Source organism: Alteromonas sp. BZK5, assembly GCF_014349115.1.
Lineage (GTDB): Bacteria > Pseudomonadota > Gammaproteobacteria > Enterobacterales > Alteromonadaceae > Alteromonas > Alteromonas macleodii.
This window is the reverse complement of the sequence record NZ_JACSOE010000059.1, coordinates 1-25,317: the sequence shown is the minus strand read 5'-3', so window position 1 is coordinate 25,317 and position 25,317 is coordinate 1. Positions and strand designations below refer to the sequence as shown.

The 25,317-nt window shown below is 45.8% G+C and carries 25 protein-coding genes; 11 read left to right on the top strand and 14 right to left on the bottom strand.

Annotated features, from left to right (window positions below; genetic code table 11):
- A partial coding sequence (locus BIZ39_RS15580; RefSeq protein ID WP_187447400.1) for a YicC/YloC family endoribonuclease occupies positions 1 to 777 on the bottom strand: 777 nt, incomplete at its 3' end.
- A 301-nt stretch (positions 778 to 1,078) separates the two neighbouring features.
- Between BIZ39_RS15580 and rph the strand changes: the two genes are divergently transcribed.
- From rph to tusA, 3 genes are read left to right on the top strand one after another with little or no spacing between them, the layout of a single operon-like run.
- Entirely contained in the window at positions 1,079 to 1,792 is a 714-nt protein-coding gene (rph, locus tag BIZ39_RS15575; protein ID WP_014951432.1) for a ribonuclease PH, read from the top strand.
- A gap of 57 nt (positions 1,793 to 1,849) precedes the next feature.
- Positions 1,850 to 2,491, top strand: a complete 642-nt coding sequence (gene pyrE / locus BIZ39_RS15570; RefSeq protein WP_039228851.1) for an orotate phosphoribosyltransferase — start codon at positions 1,850 to 1,852, stop codon at positions 2,489 to 2,491.
- The gene (gene tusA, locus BIZ39_RS15565) at positions 2,481 to 2,741 is read left to right on the top strand and encodes a sulfurtransferase TusA (protein ID WP_014951430.1); all 261 of its coding nucleotides are present in this window, start codon (positions 2,481 to 2,483) and stop codon (positions 2,739 to 2,741) included. Before pyrE ends, tusA begins: the two co-directional genes overlap by 11 nt.
- A gap of 21 nt (positions 2,742 to 2,762) precedes the next feature.
- Here tusA and BIZ39_RS15560 read toward each other — a convergent pair whose 3' ends face one another.
- The 6 genes from BIZ39_RS15560 to BIZ39_RS15535 all read right to left on the bottom strand — a co-directional run bounded on the left by BIZ39_RS15560 (position 2,763) and on the right by BIZ39_RS15535 (position 7,080).
- Positions 2,763 to 2,942: a hypothetical protein gene (locus BIZ39_RS15560; protein ID WP_014951429.1), complete on the bottom strand. Its 180-nt coding sequence runs from the start codon at positions 2,940 to 2,942 to the stop codon at positions 2,763 to 2,765.
- A gap of 25 nt (positions 2,943 to 2,967) precedes the next feature.
- Positions 2,968 to 3,429 carry a hypothetical protein gene (locus tag BIZ39_RS15555; RefSeq protein WP_061486861.1) on the bottom strand — a complete coding sequence of 154 codons (462 nt, stop codon included), beginning with the start codon at positions 3,427 to 3,429 and terminating at the stop codon, positions 2,968 to 2,970.
- Between the two features lie 162 nt (positions 3,430 to 3,591).
- Positions 3,592 to 4,182: a YqaA family protein gene (locus tag BIZ39_RS15550; RefSeq protein ID WP_014951427.1), complete on the bottom strand. Its 591-nt coding sequence runs from the start codon at positions 4,180 to 4,182 to the stop codon at positions 3,592 to 3,594.
- A 24-nt stretch (positions 4,183 to 4,206) separates the two neighbouring features.
- Complete coding sequence (locus BIZ39_RS15545; RefSeq protein WP_049586429.1) at positions 4,207 to 5,499, bottom strand: metal-dependent hydrolase family protein; 1,293 nt, start codon at positions 5,497 to 5,499, stop codon at positions 4,207 to 4,209.
- Positions 5,500 to 5,648: 149 nt separating this feature from the next.
- Positions 5,649 to 6,233, bottom strand: coding sequence for a DUF1285 domain-containing protein (locus BIZ39_RS15540; protein WP_049586431.1), 585 nt, complete (start codon positions 6,231 to 6,233; stop codon positions 5,649 to 5,651).
- Positions 6,220 to 7,080 (bottom strand): DUF3014 domain-containing protein, encoded by an 861-nt coding sequence (locus tag BIZ39_RS15535; RefSeq protein WP_187447399.1) that lies wholly within the window; start codon positions 7,078 to 7,080, stop codon positions 6,220 to 6,222. The genes BIZ39_RS15540 and BIZ39_RS15535 overlap by 14 nt, the downstream gene beginning before the upstream one ends.
- A gap of 381 nt (positions 7,081 to 7,461) precedes the next feature.
- Here BIZ39_RS15535 and BIZ39_RS15530 point away from each other — a divergent pair, with 381 nt between their 5' ends.
- Both BIZ39_RS15530 and BIZ39_RS15525 read left to right on the top strand, forming a co-directional pair.
- On the top strand, positions 7,462 to 7,854 hold the full coding sequence (locus BIZ39_RS15530; RefSeq protein WP_187447398.1) for a hypothetical protein: 393 nt from the start codon (positions 7,462 to 7,464) through the stop codon (positions 7,852 to 7,854).
- Positions 7,855 to 7,944: 90 nt separating this feature from the next.
- Positions 7,945 to 8,253, top strand: coding sequence for a DUF6482 family protein (locus BIZ39_RS15525; RefSeq protein WP_014951422.1), 309 nt, complete (start codon positions 7,945 to 7,947; stop codon positions 8,251 to 8,253).
- 174 nt (positions 8,254 to 8,427) lie between these two features.
- Here BIZ39_RS15525 and BIZ39_RS15520 read toward each other — a convergent pair whose 3' ends face one another.
- The 4 genes from BIZ39_RS15520 to BIZ39_RS15505 all read right to left on the bottom strand — a co-directional run bounded on the left by BIZ39_RS15520 (position 8,428) and on the right by BIZ39_RS15505 (position 13,904).
- Positions 8,428 to 9,795 carry an ABC1 kinase family protein gene (locus BIZ39_RS15520; protein WP_187447397.1) on the bottom strand — a complete coding sequence of 456 codons (1,368 nt, stop codon included), beginning with the start codon at positions 9,793 to 9,795 and terminating at the stop codon, positions 8,428 to 8,430.
- Between the two features lie 375 nt (positions 9,796 to 10,170).
- Positions 10,171 to 10,590 carry a hypothetical protein gene (locus tag BIZ39_RS15515; protein ID WP_014977822.1) on the bottom strand — a complete coding sequence of 140 codons (420 nt, stop codon included), beginning with the start codon at positions 10,588 to 10,590 and terminating at the stop codon, positions 10,171 to 10,173.
- Between the two features lie 277 nt (positions 10,591 to 10,867).
- Positions 10,868 to 11,452, bottom strand: a complete 585-nt coding sequence (locus BIZ39_RS15510; RefSeq protein WP_049586434.1) for a DUF6702 family protein — start codon at positions 11,450 to 11,452, stop codon at positions 10,868 to 10,870.
- Positions 11,442 to 13,904: a M1 family aminopeptidase gene (locus BIZ39_RS15505; RefSeq protein ID WP_014980757.1), complete on the bottom strand. Its 2,463-nt coding sequence runs from the start codon at positions 13,902 to 13,904 to the stop codon at positions 11,442 to 11,444. The genes BIZ39_RS15510 and BIZ39_RS15505 overlap by 11 nt, the downstream gene beginning before the upstream one ends.
- Before the next feature lie 193 nt (positions 13,905 to 14,097).
- Here BIZ39_RS15505 and proB point away from each other — a divergent pair, with 193 nt between their 5' ends.
- The 4 genes from proB (at position 14,098) to BIZ39_RS15485 (ending at position 17,693) form a co-directional block, all read left to right on the top strand.
- Positions 14,098 to 15,198: a glutamate 5-kinase gene (gene proB / locus BIZ39_RS15500; protein WP_069945230.1), complete on the top strand. Its 1,101-nt coding sequence runs from the start codon at positions 14,098 to 14,100 to the stop codon at positions 15,196 to 15,198.
- A 125-nt stretch (positions 15,199 to 15,323) separates the two neighbouring features.
- Positions 15,324 to 15,761 carry an acyl-CoA thioesterase gene (locus tag BIZ39_RS15495; protein ID WP_014951416.1) on the top strand — a complete coding sequence of 146 codons (438 nt, stop codon included), beginning with the start codon at positions 15,324 to 15,326 and terminating at the stop codon, positions 15,759 to 15,761.
- Between the two features lie 3 nt (positions 15,762 to 15,764).
- Positions 15,765 to 16,781 (top strand): D-2-hydroxyacid dehydrogenase, encoded by a 1,017-nt coding sequence (locus BIZ39_RS15490; protein ID WP_187447396.1) that lies wholly within the window; start codon positions 15,765 to 15,767, stop codon positions 16,779 to 16,781.
- Positions 16,782 to 16,790: 9 nt separating this feature from the next.
- Positions 16,791 to 17,693, top strand: a complete 903-nt coding sequence (locus BIZ39_RS15485) for a DMT family transporter (protein ID WP_014951414.1) — start codon at positions 16,791 to 16,793, stop codon at positions 17,691 to 17,693.
- A 16-nt stretch (positions 17,694 to 17,709) separates the two neighbouring features.
- On the opposite strand, the gene BIZ39_RS15480 is transcribed toward BIZ39_RS15485, so the two are convergent.
- The gene (locus BIZ39_RS15480; RefSeq protein WP_014951413.1) at positions 17,710 to 17,985 is read right to left on the bottom strand and encodes a hypothetical protein; all 276 of its coding nucleotides are present in this window, start codon (positions 17,983 to 17,985) and stop codon (positions 17,710 to 17,712) included.
- 210 nt (positions 17,986 to 18,195) lie between these two features.
- On the opposite strand from BIZ39_RS15480, the gene BIZ39_RS15475 reads away from it, so the two are divergent.
- Positions 18,196 to 18,702 carry an RNA polymerase sigma factor gene (locus tag BIZ39_RS15475; RefSeq protein ID WP_014980752.1) on the top strand — a complete coding sequence of 169 codons (507 nt, stop codon included), beginning with the start codon at positions 18,196 to 18,198 and terminating at the stop codon, positions 18,700 to 18,702.
- Positions 18,695 to 19,315, top strand: a complete 621-nt coding sequence (locus tag BIZ39_RS15470) for a hypothetical protein (RefSeq protein ID WP_187447395.1) — start codon at positions 18,695 to 18,697, stop codon at positions 19,313 to 19,315. The genes BIZ39_RS15475 and BIZ39_RS15470 overlap by 8 nt, the downstream gene beginning before the upstream one ends.
- A 42-nt stretch (positions 19,316 to 19,357) precedes the next feature.
- Here BIZ39_RS15470 and BIZ39_RS15465 read toward each other — a convergent pair whose 3' ends face one another.
- Complete coding sequence (locus BIZ39_RS15465; RefSeq protein WP_187447394.1) at positions 19,358 to 23,230, bottom strand: translocation/assembly module TamB domain-containing protein; 3,873 nt, start codon at positions 23,228 to 23,230, stop codon at positions 19,358 to 19,360.
- On the bottom strand, positions 23,227 to 25,065 hold the full coding sequence (locus BIZ39_RS15460; protein WP_187447393.1) for an autotransporter assembly complex protein TamA: 1,839 nt from the start codon (positions 25,063 to 25,065) through the stop codon (positions 23,227 to 23,229). Before BIZ39_RS15460 ends, BIZ39_RS15465 begins: the two co-directional genes overlap by 4 nt.
- Positions 25,066 to 25,317: the final 252 nt, after the last annotated feature.

The following is a 25,317-nucleotide window of genomic DNA, read 5'->3' as shown; positions in this document are numbered from 1 at the left end:
CTTTGAGCCCAACGTGTTCGATTCGCGGTTAAACTCCTGCATCATGAAATCAAGACGGCGGCCTACTGCTCCACCCTTTTTAAGGATATTACGGGTTTCCTTAACGTGAGCATTCAGACGGTCTAACTCTTCTGCCACGTCTACTTTTTGCGCCAGCATGATCATTTCTTGTTCAAAACGGCCTGCATCAAGTTCAACCTTTGCTTCTTCAAAGCGGGTTTGCACTTTTTCTCGCTGCCACACCATGATTTCAGGCATACGCGCGGCTACTTTTTCAGCTTCCACTTCTATAGCGTCAAGGCGCTGCGTGATCATACCTTTAAGGGCTTCACCTTCGGTAGCGCGGGCACTAATAAAATCGTTAAGAGCTTGGTCGAACGCGGCCATTACGTCAGCGTGGATGGCGTCCATATCGGCTTCTTCCGCTGCAATTACCCCAGGCCAGCGCAAAACGTCTAGTGGGTTAACCCCCGTGGATTGGCCATGGGATTGCACCCAGTCAGCGGCGTGAAGCACTTGCTTAGCCAACTCTTCATTTAAGCTTAGCTTAGTTACAGCAGCATCGTTGGCAGTAAAACGCAGCGCACATTCCACCTTACCTCGGGCTAGCTTTTTACGGAATCGTTCACGTAAAACCGGCTCCAATGAGCGAAACTGTTCCGGCAGGCGAAAGTAAGTTTCTAAAAAGCGTTGGTTGACCGAGCGTATTTCCCACACGGCTGAGCCCCACTCTTTTTTGGTTTCTACGCGTGCAAACGCTGTCATGCTGTAAATCATAAATATCCTTTAAATTTAACTGAAAGCCTGCAAAAACAACCCGAATGTCGTGTTGTATACGTGAATATCTACAGCAGGTTTTCTTGTATTTTGTATATTAGCGCACATTTACGTAATTCAATAAGCAAACATGTAAAGTTCGTTTTTAACGGCCGCGGGTATTGCGTTATACTTAGGCGCAATTTCGTAGCTACATCGAATTTATAGGTTTTGACCGCGAATTGGGCTTTCTATTCACATATCGCCAATAAAACCTGTAAAACGCTACCCTTTTTTAAGCACTTACGTTGTGGAGAACACTATGCGTCCAAGCGGCAGAACCGCCAGTCAAATTCGCCCTGTTACAATTACTCGCCAATACACTTGTCACGCAGAAGGCTCTGTTCTTGTAGAGTTTGGTAACACTAAGGTGTTGTGTAATGCGACGGTAGAAGAAGGTGTGCCACGCTTTATGAAGGGCCAAGGGAAAGGCTGGATTACAGCTGAGTACAGCATGCTTCCACGTGCTACTCATACGCGAAGCGGCCGTGAAGCGGCGCGCGGTAAACAAGGCGGCCGCACGTTAGAGATCCAGCGTCTAATTGCGCGTTCACTACGCGCAGCGGTAGATTTAAAACTTCTGGGCGAAAACACCATTACGTTAGACTGCGACGTTATTCAGGCCGACGGCGGTACGCGTACAGCGTCAATTACCGGTGCGTGTGTAGCTCTTGTTGATGCACTTACTTACATGCGTGCAAAAGGCATTATCAAAACTAACCCGCTTAAACATATGATTGCCGCCCTTTCAGTAGGTATTTACGAAGGTACGCCAATCGCTGACCTTGAGTACACCGAAGACTCTGAGGCAGAAACAGATATGAACATTGTAATGACCGAAACCGGCAAGCTGATTGAAGTTCAAGGTACTGCAGAGGGCGAACCGTTCTCGTTTGAAGAGCTTGACGAGATGCTGAAAATTGGTAAGCACGGTTTACGTGAATTGTTCGACATTCAAAAAGCGGCGCTAGCGTAAGCGAGTCATCGACACGTAGTTAGAACCAACGCGTAAATTAGAAATTAAGAGGTCATCATGAAAGCGTTTCAGCGTGATTTTATTGAGTTTGCCATTGAACGTGGCGTACTTAAATTTGGCGAATTCACTTTAAAGTCAGGCCGCGTTAGCCCGTACTTTTTCAATGCCGGTTTGTTTAATCGCGGTGGCGATTTGGCTAAGTTGGGGCGTTTTTACGCTGATGCGTTAATGGACGCAGGCGTTGCGTTCGATGTACTTTTTGGTCCAGCCTATAAGGGCATTCCTATTGCGACAACAACAGCCGTTGCATTGGCCGATAGCCACAAGCTTGATGTCCCTTATTGCTTCAACCGCAAAGAAGCGAAAACCCACGGTGAAGGCGGCAATCTAGTTGGCAGCCCACTAGAAGGTAAGGTTATGCTGGTGGATGACGTGATCACTGCGGGTACGGCTATTCGCGAATCGATGACCTTAATCGAGCAACAGCAGGCTAGCTTGTCTGGCGTGCTGATTGCGCTAGACAGACAAGAGCGCGGTAATGGCGAACTGTCAGCTATTCAAGAGGTCGAGCGCGACTTTGGCACTCAGGTTATCTCTATTGTATCGCTTGCCGATGTCGTGGCTTATCTGACCGAGAAAGGCGGGTTTGATAGCGAAATCAGCGCCATTAACACCTATCGTGAAAATTATGGCATCTGATTTTGACAGCGCATTTAGCGCGGCTAGTCAGCATTTAGATGCGCTAGGATTGCGTTGCCCAGAGCCAGTAATGATGGTGCGTCTGAATATTCGAAAGCTGGCCGATGGGGAAACTTTATCGGTCACGGCTGACGATCCCTCAACGGCCAGAGATATTCCTAGCTTTTGCCGCTTTATGGACCACACGCTGGTTGCGTCTCAAACCGAGACCATGCCTTACCAATACGTAATTAAGAAAGGGCGCGCTTGAGCGCCTTTTTTGTTACTGTTTCTATTCGCGGCCGCTAGCAGCCTGCAATAAAAGTTGCTTCAAAACCTGCTTGCTTCGCGAACAGGTACAGTGAATATCTGTCATGTGTAGCACTTCACCATTAAGCATTTTTTGAAGTACAGAAGCTCTAACGTTTAATGAGACAAAGCCGTCTTCGCTTGAAATTTGTTTCGACGCCATAACTATCTCCTTTTATCTAAAGTATTTAATGCACTGCCACAGAAGCGAGTCGTTTGCTTGCTTGGGGGACATAGGTTTGCTCAAGGGTATGCTGAATGGCCGCGATTAGCCTGCATATAGAAGGATTGGTGGCATGCAGGGGTAATATGGCAATAAGCTGTTGCTGACATTCTTGTAAAATAGCGTGAGATTCTCGCTTCCTATGTTCTTCGGCAAGCAGAGATGATAAGTACATTCCCATAGTGGAAAAAGCGAGTACGTCTTCTTGAACTACACTGACTTTCTGCAAAGAGGTAGGCTGAAGCGCATTAAGGATAACCTTTGCGGCCTCAAAGGTCTGGTAACCTAATTCTCTCGCATAATCCAATTTACCCTGTTGATGAGCCTGTTGCGTCTGCGCTTGCATAGCATAGCGATGCTGTCGCGCGTTTGAAGGGTTTAGCTGTAGCCACTTTTTGTAAACTGGGCATAGCCGCTGAACATTCATATAAGCACCTCCTGTTTTTTATTACATTAGTGCAAATAAGAATCATTATCAAATGTAAAGTTCAAAAAATCTATTGGGTTGATTTGATATTTACGTTGTCGTGAACCAACGGCATCGTTTGTCTCGCCTATTAAGTGCTTTGAGTCACTAGTACAGGCAAGCTTATTGGCTGATTAAATTTGAAAGCCACCATAAAAGAAGCACTGCAACTGTGATAGCAATAACCGCTTTCATTTTGTAGCGCTTAATGAGCTGCTCAGCTTTGTCTCCTGCGTAATAGACCACGGCTGCGAGTCCGAAATAGCGAATTGAACGTGCAATAACAGTAGCTAAAAGAAAAAGCGGAAGTGAGTATTGGGTTGCACCTGCTGCAAGCATCGCAACCTGAAAAGGGATAGGGGCAATACCTAAGGTCATTACGAACCAAAAACCTTGGTTTTGCATCTGCTGTTTAACATTATCAAATTGTTCCTGGCTGAAAAAAGTATCTATAAGCCACTGACCAACCATATCGAAAAGATAATAGCCAAGAGCATAGCCGAAGACTGCGCCAATCACGCAGCCTATGGTGGCCATCAATGCAATTTGCCAAAGCGACTCTCGTCTTGCTTGCATTAGTGGCACCATTACGGCTTCTAGTGGTATGGGAACAATGGTTGATTCTAAAAATGAGGCAAGAGTGATGCCCTTTAACATATGCTTAGAATCGACAAGTTTTTTGGTTTTGTGCTTAACCTTTTTACCTAGTTCCATGTAATCCCTACCACTTTATTTTTTCTACTGCTTGTAAACGACTCCGTCTTTCATCACAAAAGACACGCTTTCCATAAGCGATATATCGTCAAGCGGGTTGCCTTGAACCGCAACAATATCAGCCAACTTACCCTCTTCCAGCGTGCCAAGAATATCGCTGATACCTAGTAAATTCGCGCTATTCACGGTGGCACTTAGCAGCGCGTCGGCAGGCTTCATACCAGCTTCAACCATTAATGAGAACTCTTGCGCATTGTCGCCGTGGGCTGATACACCACTGTCTGTACCAAAAGCAATTTTTACGCCTGCTTTATGTGCTTGTTCAAAGGTATTTTGGATAAGCGGGCCAATGGCTGCAGCTTTCGGGCGCACCAATTCCGGAAAGAAGCCATCAATTTTGGCTTTGTCTGCTACAAACTTTCCTGCCAGTATTGTTGGTACATAGTAGGTGCCGTGCTTCTTCATTAATTTGCGGATTTCGTCATCCATATAAGTGCCGTGTTCGATAGAATCTACACCGGCTTCAATAGCCCGCTTCATTCCCTCTTTCCCATGCGCGTGCACCGCCACTGTCATACCGTAGTCTTTTGCCGTTTCAACAATTGCTTCTAATTCATCGGTCATGAATTGTGGGTTTTGGCCGCTTTTAGCAACGCTCAATACGCCGCCGGTTGCGGTGATCTTGATTAAGTCCGCACCATCTTGGTAACGAGTTCTTACTGCTTCACGGGCTTCAGCTTCGCCATTAACCACACCTTGCTTAGGGCCTACGTCTGGGCGAAGTAAATGAGATAAGCCATTACTTGGATCGGCGTGCCCGCCTGTAGTGGCAATAGATTTAGCAACGGTATAAATACGCGGGCCTGTTGCATAGCCTTTACTAATAGCGTTCCTTAGCGCAACGGTTTCGTTGTAGCCATCCCCTAAGTTGCGAACCGTGGTGAAGCCCGAATCTAACGTAATCTTAGCGTAGTTCGCTGCCCGTAATGCATAGTCGGCTTCATTTAGTGAAAAGCGCTCCAGATACGTTTGTGGACCACCATGTTGAGAAGACAAATGAACATGCATGTCCATCAGACCTGGCATAACGGTTGACGTCTTCAAGTCGATGACAGTATCGCCTTCTTGAGCTTTAGCAAACCCCTTCTTTACCGCTTTGATCTTGTTGTCTTCAACAACAATAGTCACATTTTCCTGAAGAGAGTTTGATGTGCCAGTAAACACTTTTCCTGCATGAATCAGCGTGTCGGCTACAGTGGAAAAGGGCGATGAGAGTAAGGCACTGGCAATGGCCAGCGTAATCAGAGGCTTTTTCATGATATAGGTCTTCTTGTTGATTGTTTTATAGACTATATCGAATGTAATGCAGTCAGAGGTATAACGCAAAACAAAGCGCTGTTAACGGTGCTTTATTGAAGATGAATTACGTTTTGATATGTTCGAAGAGACAGAAGCAACAAAGTAGGCTAGTTGCTTACTTCACCTAAAATAAAGGTGATGCCGTTTGACTGAATACTAAATTGCGTGCCGGCTTCATCCAGTTTTTCATCAGCTTGTTCGAGCAGTTGATAATAGGCATTTTGATGTAGTCTTGCCCACAAGTTTCTGCGAACGCATAGGTAGGGAATGGGCGTTGCCTCTGGATCTTGTATGGCTTTAGGCGGAACGCGAAGTTCGAGCTGATCAGCACGCTCTAACCTTACAATGTCGCCTGTTTGTGTGGTAAACACATAGGTGCTGTCACTCGCTGATTCACCTTCTTCCCTATGCCATTGAGTTACAAGAAAAGGTGTGTCTTCAACGGTAATGCCTACTTTCTCTACGGGAGTAACTAAGAAGTACTTGTCACCTTCCCGCTTTAACACCGAAGCAAAAAGCTGAACCAAGCTTGCGCGCCCAATAGGACTGCCTTCATAAAACCATCTTCCATCAAGCGCTATAGTTAGATTAATGTCACCGCAAAAATCGGGGTTCCATTGTTCAACAGGAGGTAAAGGGCGCGCTTTTGACGACGTGCCCTTAAGCTGCTGCTGAAATCTAGTTAGATCCACGCTCTTCAACCAATACTTTCAGTTCGCGTAGCTTTGCCTTTATGCGACGCATGTTATCTGGGCCAGTACGAAGAAGTTGTTTCTGTGGCTCGTTTAAACTCTCTAGACGATCATCAGCATACTTATAGGCGACCGAGTCGGTATAAACCTCTACAGGAACCGGCACTTCAGGTGTATCAAGAAGCTGATCAATCGCTTCAAGCAATACGCTGTTGAAGTCTTGGTCAGGGCTTCCAATTTCGGCGTACTTCGCCTGAATGTCGTCTTTATAAATACCGTATATGTTAAGCAGTGCTTCGTTATTGAATGACTCCAACATATCTACGTATGGTGTATAACGTTTATAGCTTGCTGCATCAATCCATTGCTTGCCTGCTTGAGAGTATACGCGGAAGTTCTGCTCAGGTGGCGTTAGTAACTGGTGATTAGGCGCCATTTCATCATTTGCTAGATTCGTAACCGACACCACAAAGCGTTGAATTAGACCTTCATCAACCAGCATGCGGTTAACGGTTTCTTCGCTCGCAGACGAACTCTCAATAAGTGAAGCTTTCACCGCAGGATCGCTGGTATCCAGAGGTTCCGGTTTTGGTTCAACTGGCTCTGGAAGCGGCTCAACCTCGTCTTTTTCCTCAAGCTCTACTGTTGGGGCTGGCTGAGTAGGCTCAAATACTTCAGGCTCTTCTGGCGTAGTCACTTCAGGTTCAGTCACTTCGGGCTCAGGAGTAACTACAGGCTCAGGCTCATCGTCGCTGGGCCAAAACACAACAGCCAGAATAACAACAAGAAGGATGCCTACAATGATAAAGTGTGGGCCTAACGATTTCTTTTCCGACGATTCGCTCATAATGACTCCGCTACAAAACTATCCTTTTGGTAATACTACCAGAGATAACACCCAAATTTAGAAAATCAATCAAGAGAAATGTTCCCTTAGATTGTAAATTCCTTATTTTGAACACTTTTTAACGTAAAAAAGTCACTTTCCGATTTCTTTTTATACAAATTTAGTGGAAAACCCTCATTTTTTCTTCTCATTCACATTCGATATTATGTAAATGCAAAAATTATTTTTAAACAAATGTTTAACAAATTGGGTTTGTGTACTAATGTGTTGATTAGTCATTGAAAAGCAAATGCTAGCTCGTTGTTATCTATAATAATTAGTGAATATTTCGAGCCTCACGACCCCGTTTCAACTTAAATGTGCCCTTATAGGATAATTAGCGTGAGTAAGTTTAGACAGTATCACCCTAAATTACACCGAGCAGTAAAACGCTACAGTGTTATGCAGCATCTAATCATGCTGGGAGTAATGCTTTATCTCCTTTTAAATATCTATAACTTGTCAACTAAGCATCAGATCATTGCTGTAGCGACTATCATTGTTATGAGTATACAAAATGGCTTTATACTGTCTAAAGCGAAAGTCGCTTTAGCTGTTGAAGGCCCTAGGTTGCTGGTATTTCCATTACTATGGATTGCTTCTGGAATGGGAACGGCGGCGTTCCTATACAGTGCCTGCTCTCTTGCATCCTTACTGGTGTTGGCAAATGCAGTACGGTTTAAAAACCATCGACCTCCGCTAGACCTATCTAATGAACCTGAGCACCTTGCTTAACGTATATATTCTGCTTTTTCGCCCTAACTTCCGTCATTAAATAAGAATATAGGGCGTGCAAGGTGCATACTTGGTTCATGAGGTAGAAAAATGCAGAAGTTCTATTTTCGAGATATTGAAGAGTCGCCTACCGCGATAGATTATCTGGAAGTTCAGTCGTATGAGATGAATGTTTACCTGGTTTATCTCACTATCGGCAGTCAGAGTGGCATGCTTTACGACAACAAAGATAAGCCCATGCGTTTTTTTAGTGCCGGCCACATTCGCGAAGCCTTCGCGCATTGTCATGTTCAGCAGGCGGTAATGAAGCACGATACGCCTTACGATGAAATGATTGGCAACCCGCCAAAAAGTAAAGAACAGATGGCGTTACCGTTCAGTATGGATTTGCCTTACTAGACTGTTGTGCGAGTGCTGTAGGCTCTTGAAGTGGGTCCTATTTGAGTTCTGTAAGGTCGCAGCGCAACGTTTTCACAGTAAAACATGGCACAGCATCGCAAAACCGATCCAAACGATATATAAGCTGTGTAATAAGTAGTTTCTTACTCGCTTAACACAGCAACGAAGTGCAGGTTATAGATTCAGCCATGTGCCCGCTGCCTTTCGCATATCTACTTTAGCTTTCAATCGTTTAGCCAACAGAAATAAGCCACCTAGCTTCCTGTGTATAAACAGGGCATCTACTGGCGGCGTATGCCAAAAATTGTGCTCCATAGTCAGCGCCATTCCCTTTTCGTGAAGCCTTGCAATGAGATCGCTTTGGCCAAAGTCATAAGCGCCCTCGCAGCGAATCGCTTCACACGCCTCCATACCAATGTTTATGACGGCGTCGACTTGCGTTTGAGAGTGGCTTTCGTCAATTAATCCTATGCGAAACGCGGCTTGCTGCATCATCGCTCTATCGTTGGCTGCGGCGCTGTTGAGTAACGCTTGATATTGGGCTGAAATGGCGTCAGGCACATCCCGTGTAGCACCAAAATCTAACAGAACGATTTCTTTTGTATCGGGTTTAAACTGGTAGTTGGCTAAGTTAGGGTCGCTCTGCAGCAGCTTAAAATGAAAAATTTCATTAAAAAATAAAGTCATTAGCGCCGTCATCACGGCATCTCGGACGTCCTGAGGCTCGTTTAATAGCGCATCTAAGTCTTGCGCCTCTATGAAATCCATCGCTAACACGGTACTGGTGGTAAGGGGAGCAAAGGTTTGCGGAATGACAAACGCATTACTCCCCTTGTTTTGGATGTCGGTGTTTTCAACCAACGCGCGATAACGGTTGAGCATGTCAGCTTCTCGCAAATAATCAGCTTCTTGGTGAAGCTGAGCTTTAGCTTCTTGTAAAAGCGGGTTGATATCTAATGATTTGGGTACCAAGCCAGTGAGTTTTATAAGTGTAGCTACGTTGTCTACATCGCTATCTATGCTTTTTTTCACACCAGGATACTGCACTTTTACTGCTAACATCCGACCGTCCATCGTAATGACTTTATGCACCTGACCAATAGAGGCCGCAGCTATAGGGGCAAAGGAAAAGTAAAGTAAGTCATCTTGCCATTTTTCGCCCCAAGACTGATTCAGCGTGGCAATTAACTGGTCTTTTGGCATCGGGTCAGCGTCGTCCCGTAATCGCCCTAGAATTACCGCAAGTTCTTCGGGGAGAAAATCTCCTGCATCCATTGAAATAAGCTGCCCAAGCTTCATAGCTGCACCACGCATACTGGCAAGCTGATCTGCAATGTTTGAAATGTTTTTGGGCGTTAATAGCAGCGAAGACAACGCGGGCTTCTCGCCCTTTAACAGTTGCCCTGCACCTTGTGATACTACGTTACCTGCAATTCTACCCGCCAATGAGCCCAAGCGGCCTATGCGCGATAAACGCGACGACGGTACCGCTCTACTAGAACGGGTTGGTGATTCAGCGGATTTATTGGGCTTCTCTGCCATAGGCTCACTCAGTTTTATTAAAGGCGAAGGGTAACGTTTGGTTTGTTATTGTCTAAACACAACCTAAAAAAGTAACTAGAGTTTATAAATTATACTGTCGGACAAAACGTCTGGATCGGGTTTCCAGCCCAAAGTCATTGAGGATCTGTTGACCATTGCTGTACATCAAAGATCAACAGGACTTAATGTTTAGGAAGTGAGGTTGCCAACAGGGCGACCAACGGATAAGACTTCTGTTTAAACAGAAGTCTTATTTAAAAGCCGCGTTTAGATTGCCCATAATGTACTTAAAAGAAATGTGGACTTGCCGTTCCTAGTCGCTCAGCGGTTTCTTACTAGGCGAGTTGCATAAGGCAATTGTATAAACACTGTGTGCTAGATTATCTGTGAAATAAATTGAATCACTAGTCCAACAACGCTTCCATAAGCAAACCCAGCCCAGCCACTTGTCGCTCTATAACGCCAAAGTGCTGCACCAAAAAAGCCACACCAAAGCATGGCAGAATAGGTGGAAACAAGGCCGCCGCCCATCCCTGTATCTGGCAAAAACAGCATGACGACAAAGGTTAGCGCCATTGCGCCACTTAACAGCACCCACATGATATTTTTCTTATCAGCGAACGCATTGTTTTGTTTGACGTTCTTTGCATCGGCATCTTGCGTTTGCTGTGCATTTTCTGCTTGAACAGCGCACTGAGCTGCTTTAGATGCACGTAGTTTTCGTGCACTACGCTCACTTCTTGATTGGGGTTTCTTGACCTGTGAAGGCAACGGTGATGCAGCGCTATGGGTCATGATGTACCTCATTAACTGAATTTAGTAACTGTTTATCCATAATTAAGGTAGAGCATGCATGCCAAGATGACTATACGACTTCGGTCTCACACGACAATTAGAAAACGTGTTTTAGATATTTGATTTTCCCTATTCGAATTAGAGGGGGCAAAAGCTGAGGTAGGCATCCATTATCTACAAGAACACCGTGAAGCACGTAAACAAAAAAGCCCACCCGCAATCACTGCCGTTTGACAAGGAATGCGAGTGGGCTTTCATAAACTTATACCGTTAGGTATTAGTGATGGTCGCTATTTTGGCTATTGAAGCTTACTTCCAGCAAATTTACGCTATCAGCAAAGGTCAGGGTTTTGATATCACCCTTGCCTTCTACATTTAGCGTATTCACTTGTTTTGGCCACAAGTCACGCAATGCATCATGGCGAATTTTAATGCCTTCAAGTACAGGCGGCTCAGCAGTTTCCTGATAAACCCAAAAGTGCTTACCTTCAACTTCAAAGCCAACATCAGCAAGCTTTAATGGCTCGCCTGCTGCATTTAAAATTGCAAAGTGGTGGGCGACGTAATCAGCGAATTGTTGCTGCGTTTCTATGTCGTCCATAATATCTGCGTGCTTGTCGAACAGCGCCTTAACCGCGTGTTCAGCATCGTGCAAATTAAAGCGGTGCATCACCTCAATATTTTCTGTTCTAGGATTGAACAGTACCGTGGTAATCGCTGCTTTTATTTGATGCGCTTGGGCTGCAGTGCTGTACGACATTGCGCTAACTAATAGCGCAGCCGTAATTGCGAATGCACTTACGCTTGCAAGCAGAGCATGAGCGCTCTGCTGCAAGCGAGCCAAAGACAACTTATTCGTCATCTTTGTCCTCGTCGTCGGTTTTCAGTTCGGTCTTTGAGTCGTGCATAAGGTCGCGGTACTCGTAAGTGTTACGCGGCTTATTCTTATACGCTTCAATACGCGAAGGAATGATACGACGCGGGTAGTGGTTATTTTCCACATCTACGTCTGCGGTTTCCCAGTGCGGATCAACGGTTACGCTTACCAGCTCTTTGTCTTTGTCGGTAACAATAAGCTTGCTTACGGCTTTAGGTGTACGACGCCAGATTTCCGCAGGAATACGCATTTCTTCTTTCGTGCCGTCTTCAAACGTTAGTTCAAGAATGATTGGCATCACCAACCCACCCTTGTTGCTGAAATCTAGCACGTAGTAGTTTTTGTCTTCTTTCACCGCACGCTCAAACGCTTTACGCTCCCAAGGCTCAAGATCTTTCAAGAATTTCTTGTACTTATTGCGCTCTTTGTTAGTTACGGTGTAACGATCGTTTTCGTCGTAGAAGTCACTGATATCTTCAAAGCGATCTACCCAAAGCTTTTTGCCTTCTTCTTTATTACGAAGGTCGGTAAGTGACTTCGGTTTTTCCATTTCTGCTTCGCGTTCGCGAGCAAAATCGATATCTGGATCTTCAGTGTCTAAACGAAGCTTGTATACGCTGTCTAGGCTAATATCTACATGGTCTGTGGTGTAAAACCAACCACGCCAGAACCAGTCTAGGTCAACGCCTGACGCTTCTTCCATAGTACGGAAGAAATCTGATGGTGTAGGACGTTTAAACATCCAACGCTGCGCGTACTCTTTAAACGCGAAATCAAACAGCTCACGGCCAAGAATAGTTTCGCGAAGAATGTTAAGCGCTACTGCAGGCTTGGTATAGGCATTTGGGCCAAGGCGAAGTACTGAGTCAGACTGGGTCATAATTGGCACCTGCGTCTGAGACTTCATGTAGCCAGTGATATCACGTGGCTCAACGCCCCAAGGGATCGTAGGATCCCACTCGCGACCGGCAACGCCGTCTAGGAAGCTGTTCAGACCTTCATCCATCCATGTCCACTGGCGCTCGTCAGAGTTAACTGTCATAGGGAAATAGATATGACCTACTTCGTGAATAACCACGCCAATAAGGAAACGTTTCTCAGCAAGCGAGTACGTGCGTGAACCATCGTCACGAAGCTCTGTACGCGGGCCGTTGAAGGTGATCATGGGGTATTCCATGCCGCCAACTGGACCATTTACTGATTGGGCTACTGGGTATGGGTAATCGAAGCTAAAGCGGCTATAAACATCCATGGTGTGGATGATTGATTCTGTAGAATACTTCTGCCATAGCTCGCCACCTTCTTTCGGGTAGAAAGACATGGCCATTACCAATGGTTGAGTGTCACCGCCTTGCTGATAACCACGCGCATCCCACGCAAATTTACGCGAAGAGGCCCATGCAAAGTCACGTACGTTTTCTGCTTTAAAGGTCCAGGTTTTAAGCTTGGTCGTGCCTTCTTTTTCGTTCTCAATCGCTTCTTCTGGTGAAACGATGAATACGATACGGTCAGCTTTTTCTGCCTTTTTCAGACGGTCGCGCTGTGTTTTAGTTAACACGTCTTTCGGGTTTTGAAGCACACCCGTTGACGATACGATGTGGTCAGCCGGAACCGTAATATCTACTTCGTAGTTACCGAACTCTAGCGTGAACTCGCCACGGCCAATAAACTCTTTATTGGTCCATGCTTCGTAGTCGGTGTAAGCCGCTAGACGAGGGAACCACTGTGCTAGCAAGAAGATGTCGTTACCACCTTCACGTTCGTCATCTGGGAAGTGCTCGTAACCTGCACGTGCTGAAACAGCGTCTTCTTCTACAATGTTAAACGCAAAATCGATATCGAACGTAACTTTGCTGCCTGGCTTCAACGGTTGAGCCAAGTCAACACGCATTAAGGTGCCAACTACTGTGTGACGTAAGTCATTGCCCGCTTTGTCTTCAACACGAGAAATGGTATAGCCCAGCTCGTTGTCGTCAACAAACTGCTGACGGCGCAATGCACCCATGCTTAGCTTAGCTGGCGCATCGCCGCTAGCAGCTTGCGTACCCGGCCCGCGGTTACCGATACCGCCAAACGTGGTAGTAAGCGCAGACATTGAATCGTCGCGGAATTTGTTTTGGTCAAGCTGGATCCACAAGTACTTAAGCGTATCTGGCGCGTTGTTGTGGTAAGTAATGGTTTCGCTTGCTTCAATGCGGCGTTTGTCTTCAAGTAGCTTTACGTCAATATCGTAATCTACTTGTTGTTGCCAGTATTGGTGGCCTGGCTCACCAGCGGCGTTACGGTATACGTTTGGAGTAGGAAGAACTTCGTCCAGCTGACGGAATTTATCTTCGAAATCGCCTTTAGTTTGTTTAATAGCGGCGGTACTAGGAAGAGAAATCAGCATAGACAACACTGGCGCTAGCCAGAAAAAGTGTCGTTTTGCGGTGCTCATGCAGGTTCCTTGCAACTTGTAAGTTAGAATTGTTATAAGATAACACCGCCTAGTATATAAGTATGCCTGTCACAATCCAATTTTTTGACCGTATACTAACCATGTTTTAACGCAAAAAAACTGTAACAGATCGTTTTGTTTCGCGCTTTAACTGTCGTATTCTTAAGCTCTTGTTTTCTTTTTTCTTCCCCCTATGAACCGTTTTAATTGGCAACGTGCCGTTATAAAAGTTGGCAGTGCGCTTATTGCTCCTGAAGGCAATGAGTGTAGTGGGCGTTATTTACTGTCTCTTGCTCGATTTATTACTGCTAGTCGCGAAGCTGGCAAAGAAATTATTCTTGTCTCTTCTGGCAGTGTTGCCGCGGGCCGCAGCAAAGTGAAGGTTCGTCACAACGCATCTATTGCAGAAAAACAAGCCATGGCTGCGATTGGCCAGAATTTAATGATGGCCAACTGGCAGCGCTTTTTCGACTTTCCCTGTGCACAAGTATTGTTAACGGCGGATGATCTACGCGATAGAACCCGCTACGTAAATATTAAAAATACCTTGCGCGAAATTTTGAATCACAATGCGTTACCCATTGTGAATGAAAACGACACGGTTGCAGTGAATGAACTTAAAGTGGGGGACAACGATAACTTAGGTGCCTATACGGCGTTAGTTGCTCAAGCTGACACGCTGATTATCTGCTCAGATATCGATGGTTTATTTACCGCAGATCCAAGAAAAGACGCCAGCGCCACACTCATTCCACAGGTAGATAAAATAGACAGCACTATTTACGGCCTTGCCGGCGGCGCTGGAACTGCGGTAGGAACTGGCGGCATGCGCACAAAAATTGAAGCGGCAGACAAGTGCACCAGTAGCGGTATTCAAACTCTTATTGTCAACGGGCGAAAAGGCGAAACCTTCGATGCATTACTTGAAGGTAAAGTGCCGGGAACCCTATTCAATGCTAGTAGCACTCCCGCCAGCGCGCGCAGACTGTGGCTTACCCATACGCTTAAAACCGCTGGAAGAATAGAAGTTGATAGCGGTGCGAAAGAGGCGTTAGTGCGAAAAGGCGCGTCATTACTGCCATCGGGTATTGTTGATGTCGTCGGTTTGTTTGAACAAGGCGATGCTGTTGAAGTGGTGTGCCAAGGCGAAGTTATTGCCAAGGGGCTTTGCCTGTATAACGCAAAAGACTTAACGCTTATAAAAGGGAAAAAGTCGAAAGAAATTGCCAGTGTGTTAGGTTATGAAACAACGGATGTTGCCATTCACCGTGACGATATGGTGCTTTACTCATAGCGCTACTCAAAAGAATCGCTGCAATAGACTACCGCACATTAAACATTAATTGGCGTTAGTCGTTCATCGATTTCCATTATTTGCGCCAACAACAAAGCGATACATTTATTCACTAAGGGACGATCATGACTGATATCACACCTACACTTGCCGACTACCCTTACAAAGTCACTATCGCCACGCGTTGGCAAGACAATGATGCGTACGGACATATCAACAATGTTGTGTACTATGGTTTCTTTGATACCGCGGTAAACCGTTTTTTAATTGAAGAAGGTGGGCTAGATATACACAACGGGCAATCCGTGGCGTATGTGGTAAGCAGTCAGTGTCAGTACATTGCTCCGGCAGCCTACCCTGAAGACATTTTTGTAGGCTTGCGCGTTATCAAAATTGGTAGAAGTTCAGTGACTTATGGTCTATCGGTTTATGCCGGAGAGAATAAGCGACGCGTGGCTCATGGCCAATTTGTGCATGTGTTTGTAGATAGAAAAACCGACAAGGCCATTCCTATTCCTGTTAATGTGAAAACAGCGTTAGAGTCGATTGTGGAAGTAATGTAGAGCATGGCAAAAATGACGAAACACAATGCATCACAAGCGATGAGCAACGGCAATCAAAAGCAGGTTGTCTTTCTAGACGCCGAAACCATGGATTTGCCCAGTCTTGATACCTCTTCACTCGATGACGTACAAAACAATTTCGACGCCGCGATTACGCTTCATCAACAAACTCAAGCCGAAGACGTTGCCGAGCGCATTAAAAATGCCGATGTCGTGCTGGTTAACAAAGTCGTGCTACAAGCCAAAGATTTACAGCAGGCCAGTCAGCTTCGCTATATTGGCGTAACTGCGACCGGCATGAACAATATCGACCGTGATTACTGCGAACAAGCTGGTATTACCGTTCAAAATGTAGAGGGCTACGGCACTGATAGCGTTGCTCAACATACGTTGACCTTGGCGTTGAATTTGGCCACCAATTTTGTGACGTATCAGCGCGATATGCGCAACCAAGCATGGTCTGCATCTTCTCATTTCTGCTTACTCAATCATCCCGTGGTGGAATTGGCGGGTAAGCATGCGGTAATTGTTGGGCATGGCGAGCTTGGCAAGCGTGTAGAGGCATTGTTTAAGGCTATGGGTATGCAGGTGAGTATCGCTGCTCGCCCAGGTAAACAAGACGACCTTCGTCCAAGTCTTGCATCGCTTTTACCAAATGCCGATGTGGTAAGTCTTCATTGCCCGCTTACTGAAGCCACCGATAAGCTGATTAACGCCGAGACGTTGTCGCTGATGAAGCCAACCGCTTTTCTCATTAATACGGCTCGCGGCGGTTTGATTGATGAGGAGGCACTCTATCATGCGCTTAAAAACAACCAAATTGGTGGCGCGGGATTAGATGTACTAAGTGTCGAGCCTCCGCCTGTTGATCATATATTGCTTAAAGAGGCACTACCTAACTTGCTGGTAACGCCGCATAATGCGTGGATTGGCAATGGCGCTAGGCAAAAACTGCTAGATAGTGCTATCGACCATTTATCTGCCCACTTATCTTCTTGTTTATCAGCTTCCCAGGGCTAGAACACCGCTATGAATAACGCAACCTTATTTGCTCTGTGCTGCCTGATTTGGGGCTCAACCTGGATAGCCATCACTTACCAAATAGGACATACCTCTGAAACGTTTGCCATTGCGCTGCGTTATTTATTGGCGTCGGCCTGTTTAGGGATTTACTGTGTTATTAGGCGTTTGCCGCTTAAGCTACCGGTACATGTTCATGTGAAAATGGCCGCAGTCGGTCTCTTTTTATACAGCTTAAATTATACGCTGCTGTATATGGCGCAAGCGCACATAATTAGCGCGCTGTTAGCCCTTATGAGTTCTTGTATTATCTACATTAATGTTGTGCTTCGGCGTTGGTGGCTTAAAGAGCCTATAAGAAAAGAAGTGGTTATAGGTGCTACATTTGGCTTGCTGGGCATTGTGTGTTTGTTTGTGCCGGAGTTTTCCAAAGTCTCCATGGATGCGGCGCTTGCTACCGGCCTCGCTATAGCGTTTGTCAGCTTTTTCTGCGCCTCAACAGGTAACGTTATCTCCGAGCGTATTTTGACCTCGGGTACGCCTGTTATCCAAATGAACTTCTATGCCATGAGCTATGCCATGGTGCTGCTTTTCATCACCTCACTGGCAATGCCGGGTAAGTTGGTCATTCCTACCCATACCGAGTTCTATCTGTCGCTGCTTTATCTGGCTATCTTTGGCTCTGTGTTTGCGTTTGGCGCGTACATGAAACTGTTAAAGCAAATGGGCGCTGACAAGGCTGCATATGTGGTCTTGGTATACCCCATGGTTGCACTGGTTATTTCCACCTTTTTCGAAGGCTATACCTGGAGCGTTTTATCTGTGGTTGGGGTGGTCATTGTGCTGGTAGGCAACGCCATTGCAATGGGGAAAGTTCCCCGCTTTATGCGTCGCCCACCGGTGTCGAGCTAGGAGCTGGTAAAACCGTTTATTTGAGCGCGTTGATTTTTTTATTCAGTTCGTAAGCAGGCTCGGTAACAATGGTTTCAAGGGTTTCGATTCGCGCCATCAAAGCTTCAATCTGCGCATCTTTTTCCTCTAAACGCTGCTGCTGTTTGTCGGTCACGCTTTTAACGAACGGGTTGCTGCACTCGCCGTTCATCCAGTCGTTTAGTCGCCACTGAAATTTTGCGTCTAAGTAGCTTGCCAAAAGCACAAGCGACGTCAGGCTGCCAATTAACAAAACTATACTTAACGTAGACATAATTTTTTCCTAATCCAAATTTCAAGGTTGAAGGCTTTTAGGGAAAATGCCCTAAACGCACGTTACTGCACTTACTGTTTTAACTAGTCGTTTGTTGCTTAAAAAAATTACAGCACTGACGAAAAAAGTTTGTAATAAAAATTCGTGGGGGCAGACTGATAGAAGTAACACAATAAAATAACAACAGTTTTTGTGATTAGGGATGTGACGTTGGGGCAGGGTTTTGAAGATGTTTTTGCGCAATACGGGGCAATACTGAGCCGTGTAGCCAACAGCTATGAAGCAAACGAAGCGATGCAGCAAGAATTATTGCAAGAAATTGCTATTGCCGTTTGGCAGGGGCTGTCTCGCTTTAAGGGCGATAGCAGCGTGAAAACCTATATTTTGAAGATAGCTCATAACCGCGCAGTTACTCACGTAGCAAATCAAGTGAAACGTCTCGATACCCATCAATATGACCACGATGATTTGGGCTCTGACGGGTTCGCGAGTACTACCCACTCACCAGAGGAAATGTCTAGTCAACACCAGTCATTGGAACGCCTACTTCGCGCGGTACGGGCACTTCCATTGCAGTCAAGACAAGTGCTAACGCTTTCTCTTGAAGGCTTAAGTTACGATGAAATTGCAGACGTCTGTGGTCTGACTAAAAATCATGTTGGTGTGATATTAAAGCGCGCCAAACAAAGTATCATGCAGGAGCAACCGCATGCATAATTCAGATAAAGAGAATCAAACGAACCCGCCCGTATCAGTAGACGATGCGCAAAATGATGGCCTTTCTGCGCTATGGCAAGCTCAGCCAGTTACGACTATCAACCTCTCGGAAGTAAAAGCCAGTTTAAGCAGCGAGCGAACCAAGCAACGCTGGTATATGTTGGTTGACTCCTTAGCGTTTATCCCAGCGATCTACTTGCTAGTTATTACTTGGGAAAAGTTCACTTTTGTCGCCCACGCGATGTTTGTTTTTATGCTGGTCACGGCTCTTCCCCTGCTTGTTTATCAGCTGTGGTTAAGAAGAGTGGCCGCATTTTCAAAAGACACTCAAACCGCTGACCACCTAACGCAGCTAATAAAGCAAATTAAGAATAACGTGAAGATTGCTGTAATCACTAAACACTCGACATGGACTGCAGTGTTATTTGGATGTGCCTTTCTGGTGGAGCGCTATTTTTATGGGGAGCTTACCCCAGAGAAAGTTATGAAGATGGCTATAGTTATGACGTCCATGAGCGTTGTGATGCTAGTGTGGTATGTGTGGGCGAGCAAAAGACAAAAGCGTTTTGAGCGTCAACTCGAAACGCTTGAGAAGATGGCACAGCAGCGTTAAGGGCGCATGAGTGCAAAAGTACGATGTTTTGACTTTGAGCGCTTAATTGTTATTACTTGTGCTCGGAGTGCTCACCTTATCTTTCAGATCTTGCTCTGCGCTTTCATTGGACTCGTCAGATTCACTGTCGTCTTCATCACTATCTCTACGGGTTCTGTTATCACCCAAGAAAAACTCATAATAAAGGTCTAACGCGAACTCAGATTGGTCTTCCAGTGTGGTTTGAATGGCTTCTAAATATAAACTAGGTAGAAGCTGATATTTTACCGCCAAGTCAGGCGGTAGTTGTCTGCGTCGTAGCGTGCTATTAGCGTCGTTGTTACTTAGACCAACGTCCACATTGTATTCCACAGATAATCGCTCGTTAATCTGCCCTCTTACCGACAGTAAATCTTCGTTAGTGCTTAAACTAAAATCATCAATACCTAGCGCGCTTCCCACTTGCCCTGTCAGGGTTTTGGTGTTGGATAAACCAAAACCTACCAGCAGCGCAGCGTAGTTAGGATCTTGTGTGCCCGAGTTCGGTCCAGAACCTGTGAGTAGATATGACAATACGCCCTGTTGATCCATTGCAGGCTCAGAGAACAGGTTAATACTTGGCGAGTCAGCCGCGCCATCAATTCGGATACCTGCAATTACGTCGTCATCGGTTTTAGCCGGGTCGCGGATGGCTTCGACCAGCAACAAAGGTTGGTCAATTGGGCCGTTAAATTGTACTTCACCGGTTTGAATAATTAACTGTTGTCCGTAAGCGTTGTATCGACCATTTAAAATTTGAAGGTCACCATAGCCCACAAGTGCAGGTTGAGTGTTTACGCGAATGCCACCATACAAACTTGCAGTAAGGCCAAACGCTTCGAGTTTTACTTCTTCGGTTTTGTTTTTGTCGATGTTTACCAATACCGAAGCGTGGACGATATCTAGCGGTTCCTCTCTATCCGGTTCGCCACGCAGGTGCACGTCTTTTGATGGGGAAACAGCACTCTCAGGTAGCGACTCTATTTCAATTCTCGCCCAAGGAATATTTACCTCGCCACTCACGTCCACTTTTTCTTTTGTGGCGGCGATATCGATATTCGGTGATACCTTGAGTCGAATGTTTGGCTGACGAATTTCGAAACCGTTTCCCTTTAAATTAAATGTCGCACTGGGGTTGGATGACCAGTCTAACTCGCCTTTTAACGCCCCTTTTCCTCCGCCTAGTAAGAAGGTACCGTCTAGTGCAGCGGTTTGACCATTAAGCGATACTTTTTGATTCCAATCGGCCAGTGTCACAGGCGTATCTTGTATATCGATAGCGCCATTTGAAACCGTCAATTCACCGTTAAGCGTAGGGTCGTCAATGTAACCACTTAACGATACGTTCCCGTTTAACTTTCCTGTAAGGGTTCTGATAGCAGGGGAAAGGGGTTTGAATGGTGCAACATTAAGCCCTTGCATCTCTAGTTTACCATCAAGTGGTATACGCGATTCGAAAGGACGGGTATTCAAGGTTAGTGTTGCATCCCCGACATCTTGGCTTGAGATCACAGATGTTGATGCTAACTGCCCCTGCTTTATCTCTCCTTTAGTTTCTATGGAGTTAATAGTGAGCGTTAGCGGGCGCGTTTCACCAAGTTGCCATGGCGCAGAACTCATAGACGCAGTAAATGTGGCATCGATTGGGTCGTTAGCTGAGTAGCTGCCTTTGGTTTTTACGGTAAGTGTTGCTTGTGAGGGACTTGAAACAACAGTAGGCGCTAACTCGTTCGCCCACAACCCGATGGGCAGCGCCGTCGCGCTGATATCCCAACTGGCTTTGTTTTGTTGATAATTCACGTTTGAAATACACAGCTCACCTTCTTTTCGAGAGGTCCAACAGTGCTGACCTATTTTAGCCGTTATAGGTGTGGTGCCTATATCTACACTGAACGGGCTTGATAGCGTCCACTGCATATTAGCGAGCTTCAATGCCGTATCACTAATTTCCCCCACCCAGTGATTGTTAGTCCATGCACCTTTTAAAGACAGCCCAATATTATTGTTGGGCACAGCTAGGTCAATATCTGCGGTGTGGTCGCGATAGGTACCGCTAACTTTGATTTCGCCGTTCAATGGTCCTTGCTGCGCGGCAGAGGCATTTAAATTGGGTGACACAGCAATATTAGATAGGGCGAGTGTGCCGTTAGCACTTGGGTTTTGCCAAGGACCGGCGGCTGTGATATTGCCACTTATCGCACCTGTCACTTCTGGGTATAGGCTTGAAATAGCGTTAACGTTTATCGCAATATTTGCATTTAAATGACGCTTATTCAGTACCTGAGCAATGGCGCGTATCGTGTTTCGCTCTTGCTCGTGTTCTTGAATGATATTGACGTTAGTAACGAATAAGTCGCTGGGGCCAGCATAAACCGCATCCCCCTTCACCTGAAGCGGTTTGCCCTGAAGTACACCCGAGACAGTCATATCTCTTAGGCTCATGTGTAATCCGCCGCGCTCAGAGTATTGCAATATACTGTCTATTTCTCCGCTAATTTTTTCAGGCGCATAAGTGCTGAATTGCCGCCCTGATACATTCTTAAGCGTTGTCTTACCTTCCCACGCGATACTTTCATTTAGATAAAGGGTACCAGTGTTGGTTAAGCTCCCATCCAAAGCGTTTATATTGGCTTCATTAACAAAAATATTGTTCTTTTTCAGCACCACATCAAGTGATACTGGTACATTGCCAATGTCAGGCAATGTAGCTGCGCCTGCTCCTTTAAGTACGTAATCACCCATGGTGCCGGAAAGCGTTAACTGTCCTTCTTTGAGCGTAGTGTTTTCCAGTGTCGGTATGGCTTGTTTTTGCCAGTTCGCAGTGAATTCTATGGGAAGGTTACTGTCTAGAATGTTGGCCATTAGGTTAGCGTTTGCGGTTACCGCGCCTCTGGCAACAACTGACAGCGTTAAATCGTCCAACGCACCCGCGGCCGCTACACTCAGTTCTTGTGGTGTGTCACCAAGCTTCGTTTTCGCGTTAATAGCCACATTTAATGGGAAGTTTCCGTCAAGTGTTGCGCTCGCTTTTCCTTTCACCTCACCTTGTTCATGTACAACGGTCATTTCTTCAATAGCGACATCGCTGCCCTTAAAGTGAGCCTCTAACAGCGAGATGAGTGAAATCTGTTGTTTGCTCTCCCCTTGAATTATGTGTAGATCTTCTACTAAAAAAGTACCAAGAGACAAAGGAATAGGGGTAGCTATATTTGGTAGTTCGGGGACGTCGTAGCTTAGTGAGTATGACGTAGGCAAAGCGCTATCAGCACTTGGAGCCTGTTCTTTTTTGGGAGCAGGCTGCTCACTATTAGTTTCCGATGCATTGGTCATGGCTGCCGGTGAAGAGCTGGCAGCTTCATCTTGGTTTAGCAGAGCAATGCGAACACCTTTCGCGGCTATGCTGTCAAGTATGAGGTCGCTATTTCCTTCAAAATCGGTTAGCTCTAGTTCATCAATTTCTACTGTTGTCGTAAGTAGAGCAAGTTTGATATTCGTTAGCGCTAAATACCCAACATCAATAGGCAGCGGTAATTCAATCTGGCCACCTGCAGGTGCATCATCGGAAGAGTCAGGCACGTTTGAGCGCTGTGTAAGCGTAGCGTTTTCCAGCGTAACTTCATTGACACATACTCTAGGCTCAAACAAACAACGCCAGGTAATATCAATGTAGGCATATTGTGCAGACACCTTCCATTGCGGGTTTTCCCACTCCACATTATGCACTTCTAGTGTGTCAGCAAACCCACCGTCAATGGCATCGATGGAGAGGTTTTCGACAAACGTGTTGGCCAGTAACTTAACGGTAGGGCCGCCTAAGGGACTTATCAAAACGGCATACAACGCGACCAGTATAAGAACCGGTGAAAGTAAAATAGCCGAAAGCGTACGTTTTCTCATAGCTCAGGCCCCAACAAAATATGTAACTGCCATGTATTCTCGTCTGGCGCAAAGCCTCTTGCCACGTAAAGTCTGACTGGACCTATTGGTGAAAGCCAATGTACACCAGGCCCAACGCTATATGTCAGCGTTGTGCTGGTGTCGTTTGTTGCTGTACCTGCATCGACAAACGCTGCCACTCTCCAATTATCTGCCACTTGATAGGCATACTCTACACTCGATGTAGCAAGGTACTTCCCTCCAATAGAGTCAACAATGAGTTCTCCTGTTTCTGGATCAATGACTTCAGCTGTCGGAGAAATTTCGCGATAGTCGAAGCCGCGAACACTTTTATCGCCCCCTGCATAAAAACGCAACGACGTTGGCACCTCATCAAAACTATTGGTTTTAATAACCCCAGCTTCACCGCGTATGGTTATTCTGTGCACATTGTTAAAGGTACGGATAAGCGTGGCTTCAACCACGGCTTTGGCAAAATCGATATCAGAACCATAACCTTCTCTGCCTATTTGAGTGAGCATTTGAAGGTAGGTACCATTATTAATGTTGAGCTCACTGTCTTTATCGCGATAGGTTAACGAATACCCGGGTAATACTAGGGACGTGGTGTTTGTACTCAATTCCCCTTGATCATAAGTTTCACGTAGATAGGTAACCGAGCCATCGTGTTGCCATGGTGAATTGTCATGTTGCCAGTAACGGTGTGCAGACAAAGATAAGGTTTCACTCTCAAAGGAAGTGTTGCTGTACTCTATAAATTGGTAACCCGCCTCTATACTCGCGTAATCCCGCGTTATGTTTCTCATCGGTATACGGTAGTCGGCAGTCACTGATTGTTCTGGCGCTGAAATGAAAATATCAGATGAAACAGAGTGCCCTTTACTATTCACCCAAGGACGCTCCCATCCTAAGCGAACCCGTGGGCCCGTGTCAGTGGCTGCGCCAACAGAAACGTTAAATGCGTCTGTGGGTCTGTGAAGTAACGATACCTCAACCGGTACCAGCAAACCATCAGCCTCACTTACAACCGGGCGAGCAATAACGCGGGTAAAATACCCAGATTGATTAAGGCTTCTGTTAAAATCGGCAAGTGTTGCTGAAGAGTACGCATCGCCTGTTTTAAACGGCTTTAGCCGCTCAATGATGGCTTTCGCCTTGTCATCGCCAATAAATTTTAGCTCTCCAAATTGGTACTGGGGCCCGCTTTGCGCAATCAAAAGTACGTTTGCTTGTTTTTCGTCACGCACTAGGTCGAGACGCGTCGCCTGCCAAAAATAATCAAAATAGCCATTAGATAAGGCGTAGTTAAACATGGACGACTTAAACGACTCGTAAATGGTTTGGTTTAACACGTCGCCTTCTTTAAGCTTTAGTGAATTAAAACGTTCTCTGAAAGCCTTATCTTCACGTCCTGCACCTATTATTTCGCGAGTAACCTTATTTATGGTAAGCGGCGCATTCAAAGCAACATTCACTGTAACCTTGTCGCCCTCTTCAATACTTATCTTGGTCTCGCTGTTGTAATAACCATAAGGTTGAACCGCTGTCGCTACCGTTTCACCCACTTCATCTTGCCAGTAAGGGTCAGTAAGCAACGATTTTTCCACGTCGAGACTGTTTAAATGCAGGCGGATATTATTACGCAGTTTGTCGTCTTCTACGCCCTGAATGTTATAGGAAATAGGGTCTTGGGCATGTGAAAAAGTAAAGAGAGCACACGCTAGCGTGCACAATGTACTGCCCACCAAAACTCGGACTGCTTTGGTGATTCTGAACATAAATTGTCGGAAAAGATGGTCTTGCAAACTGGCAAGCCCGCTCCAAATCGAAGGCATGAAAAGGCTAAGTCCTTAAGGTAACGCTGGGCTGTGAAGCTTACCGCTTGATGGTAAAATCCATATTATGTCTGTGGTTAATGATACCACATCTGCAATTTGTATCCGCAAACTACGACGAGAGATCAAATAATTGCGCTGACGTCGGTAAATAATACCAATCCGCATAGATAATTGCCCACTCAGAAGGCGCTGGCAAGTTTCCTAGCAAAGCGTGGGAATGCAGGAATGGCTGTTCCCTTTCAAATTCCC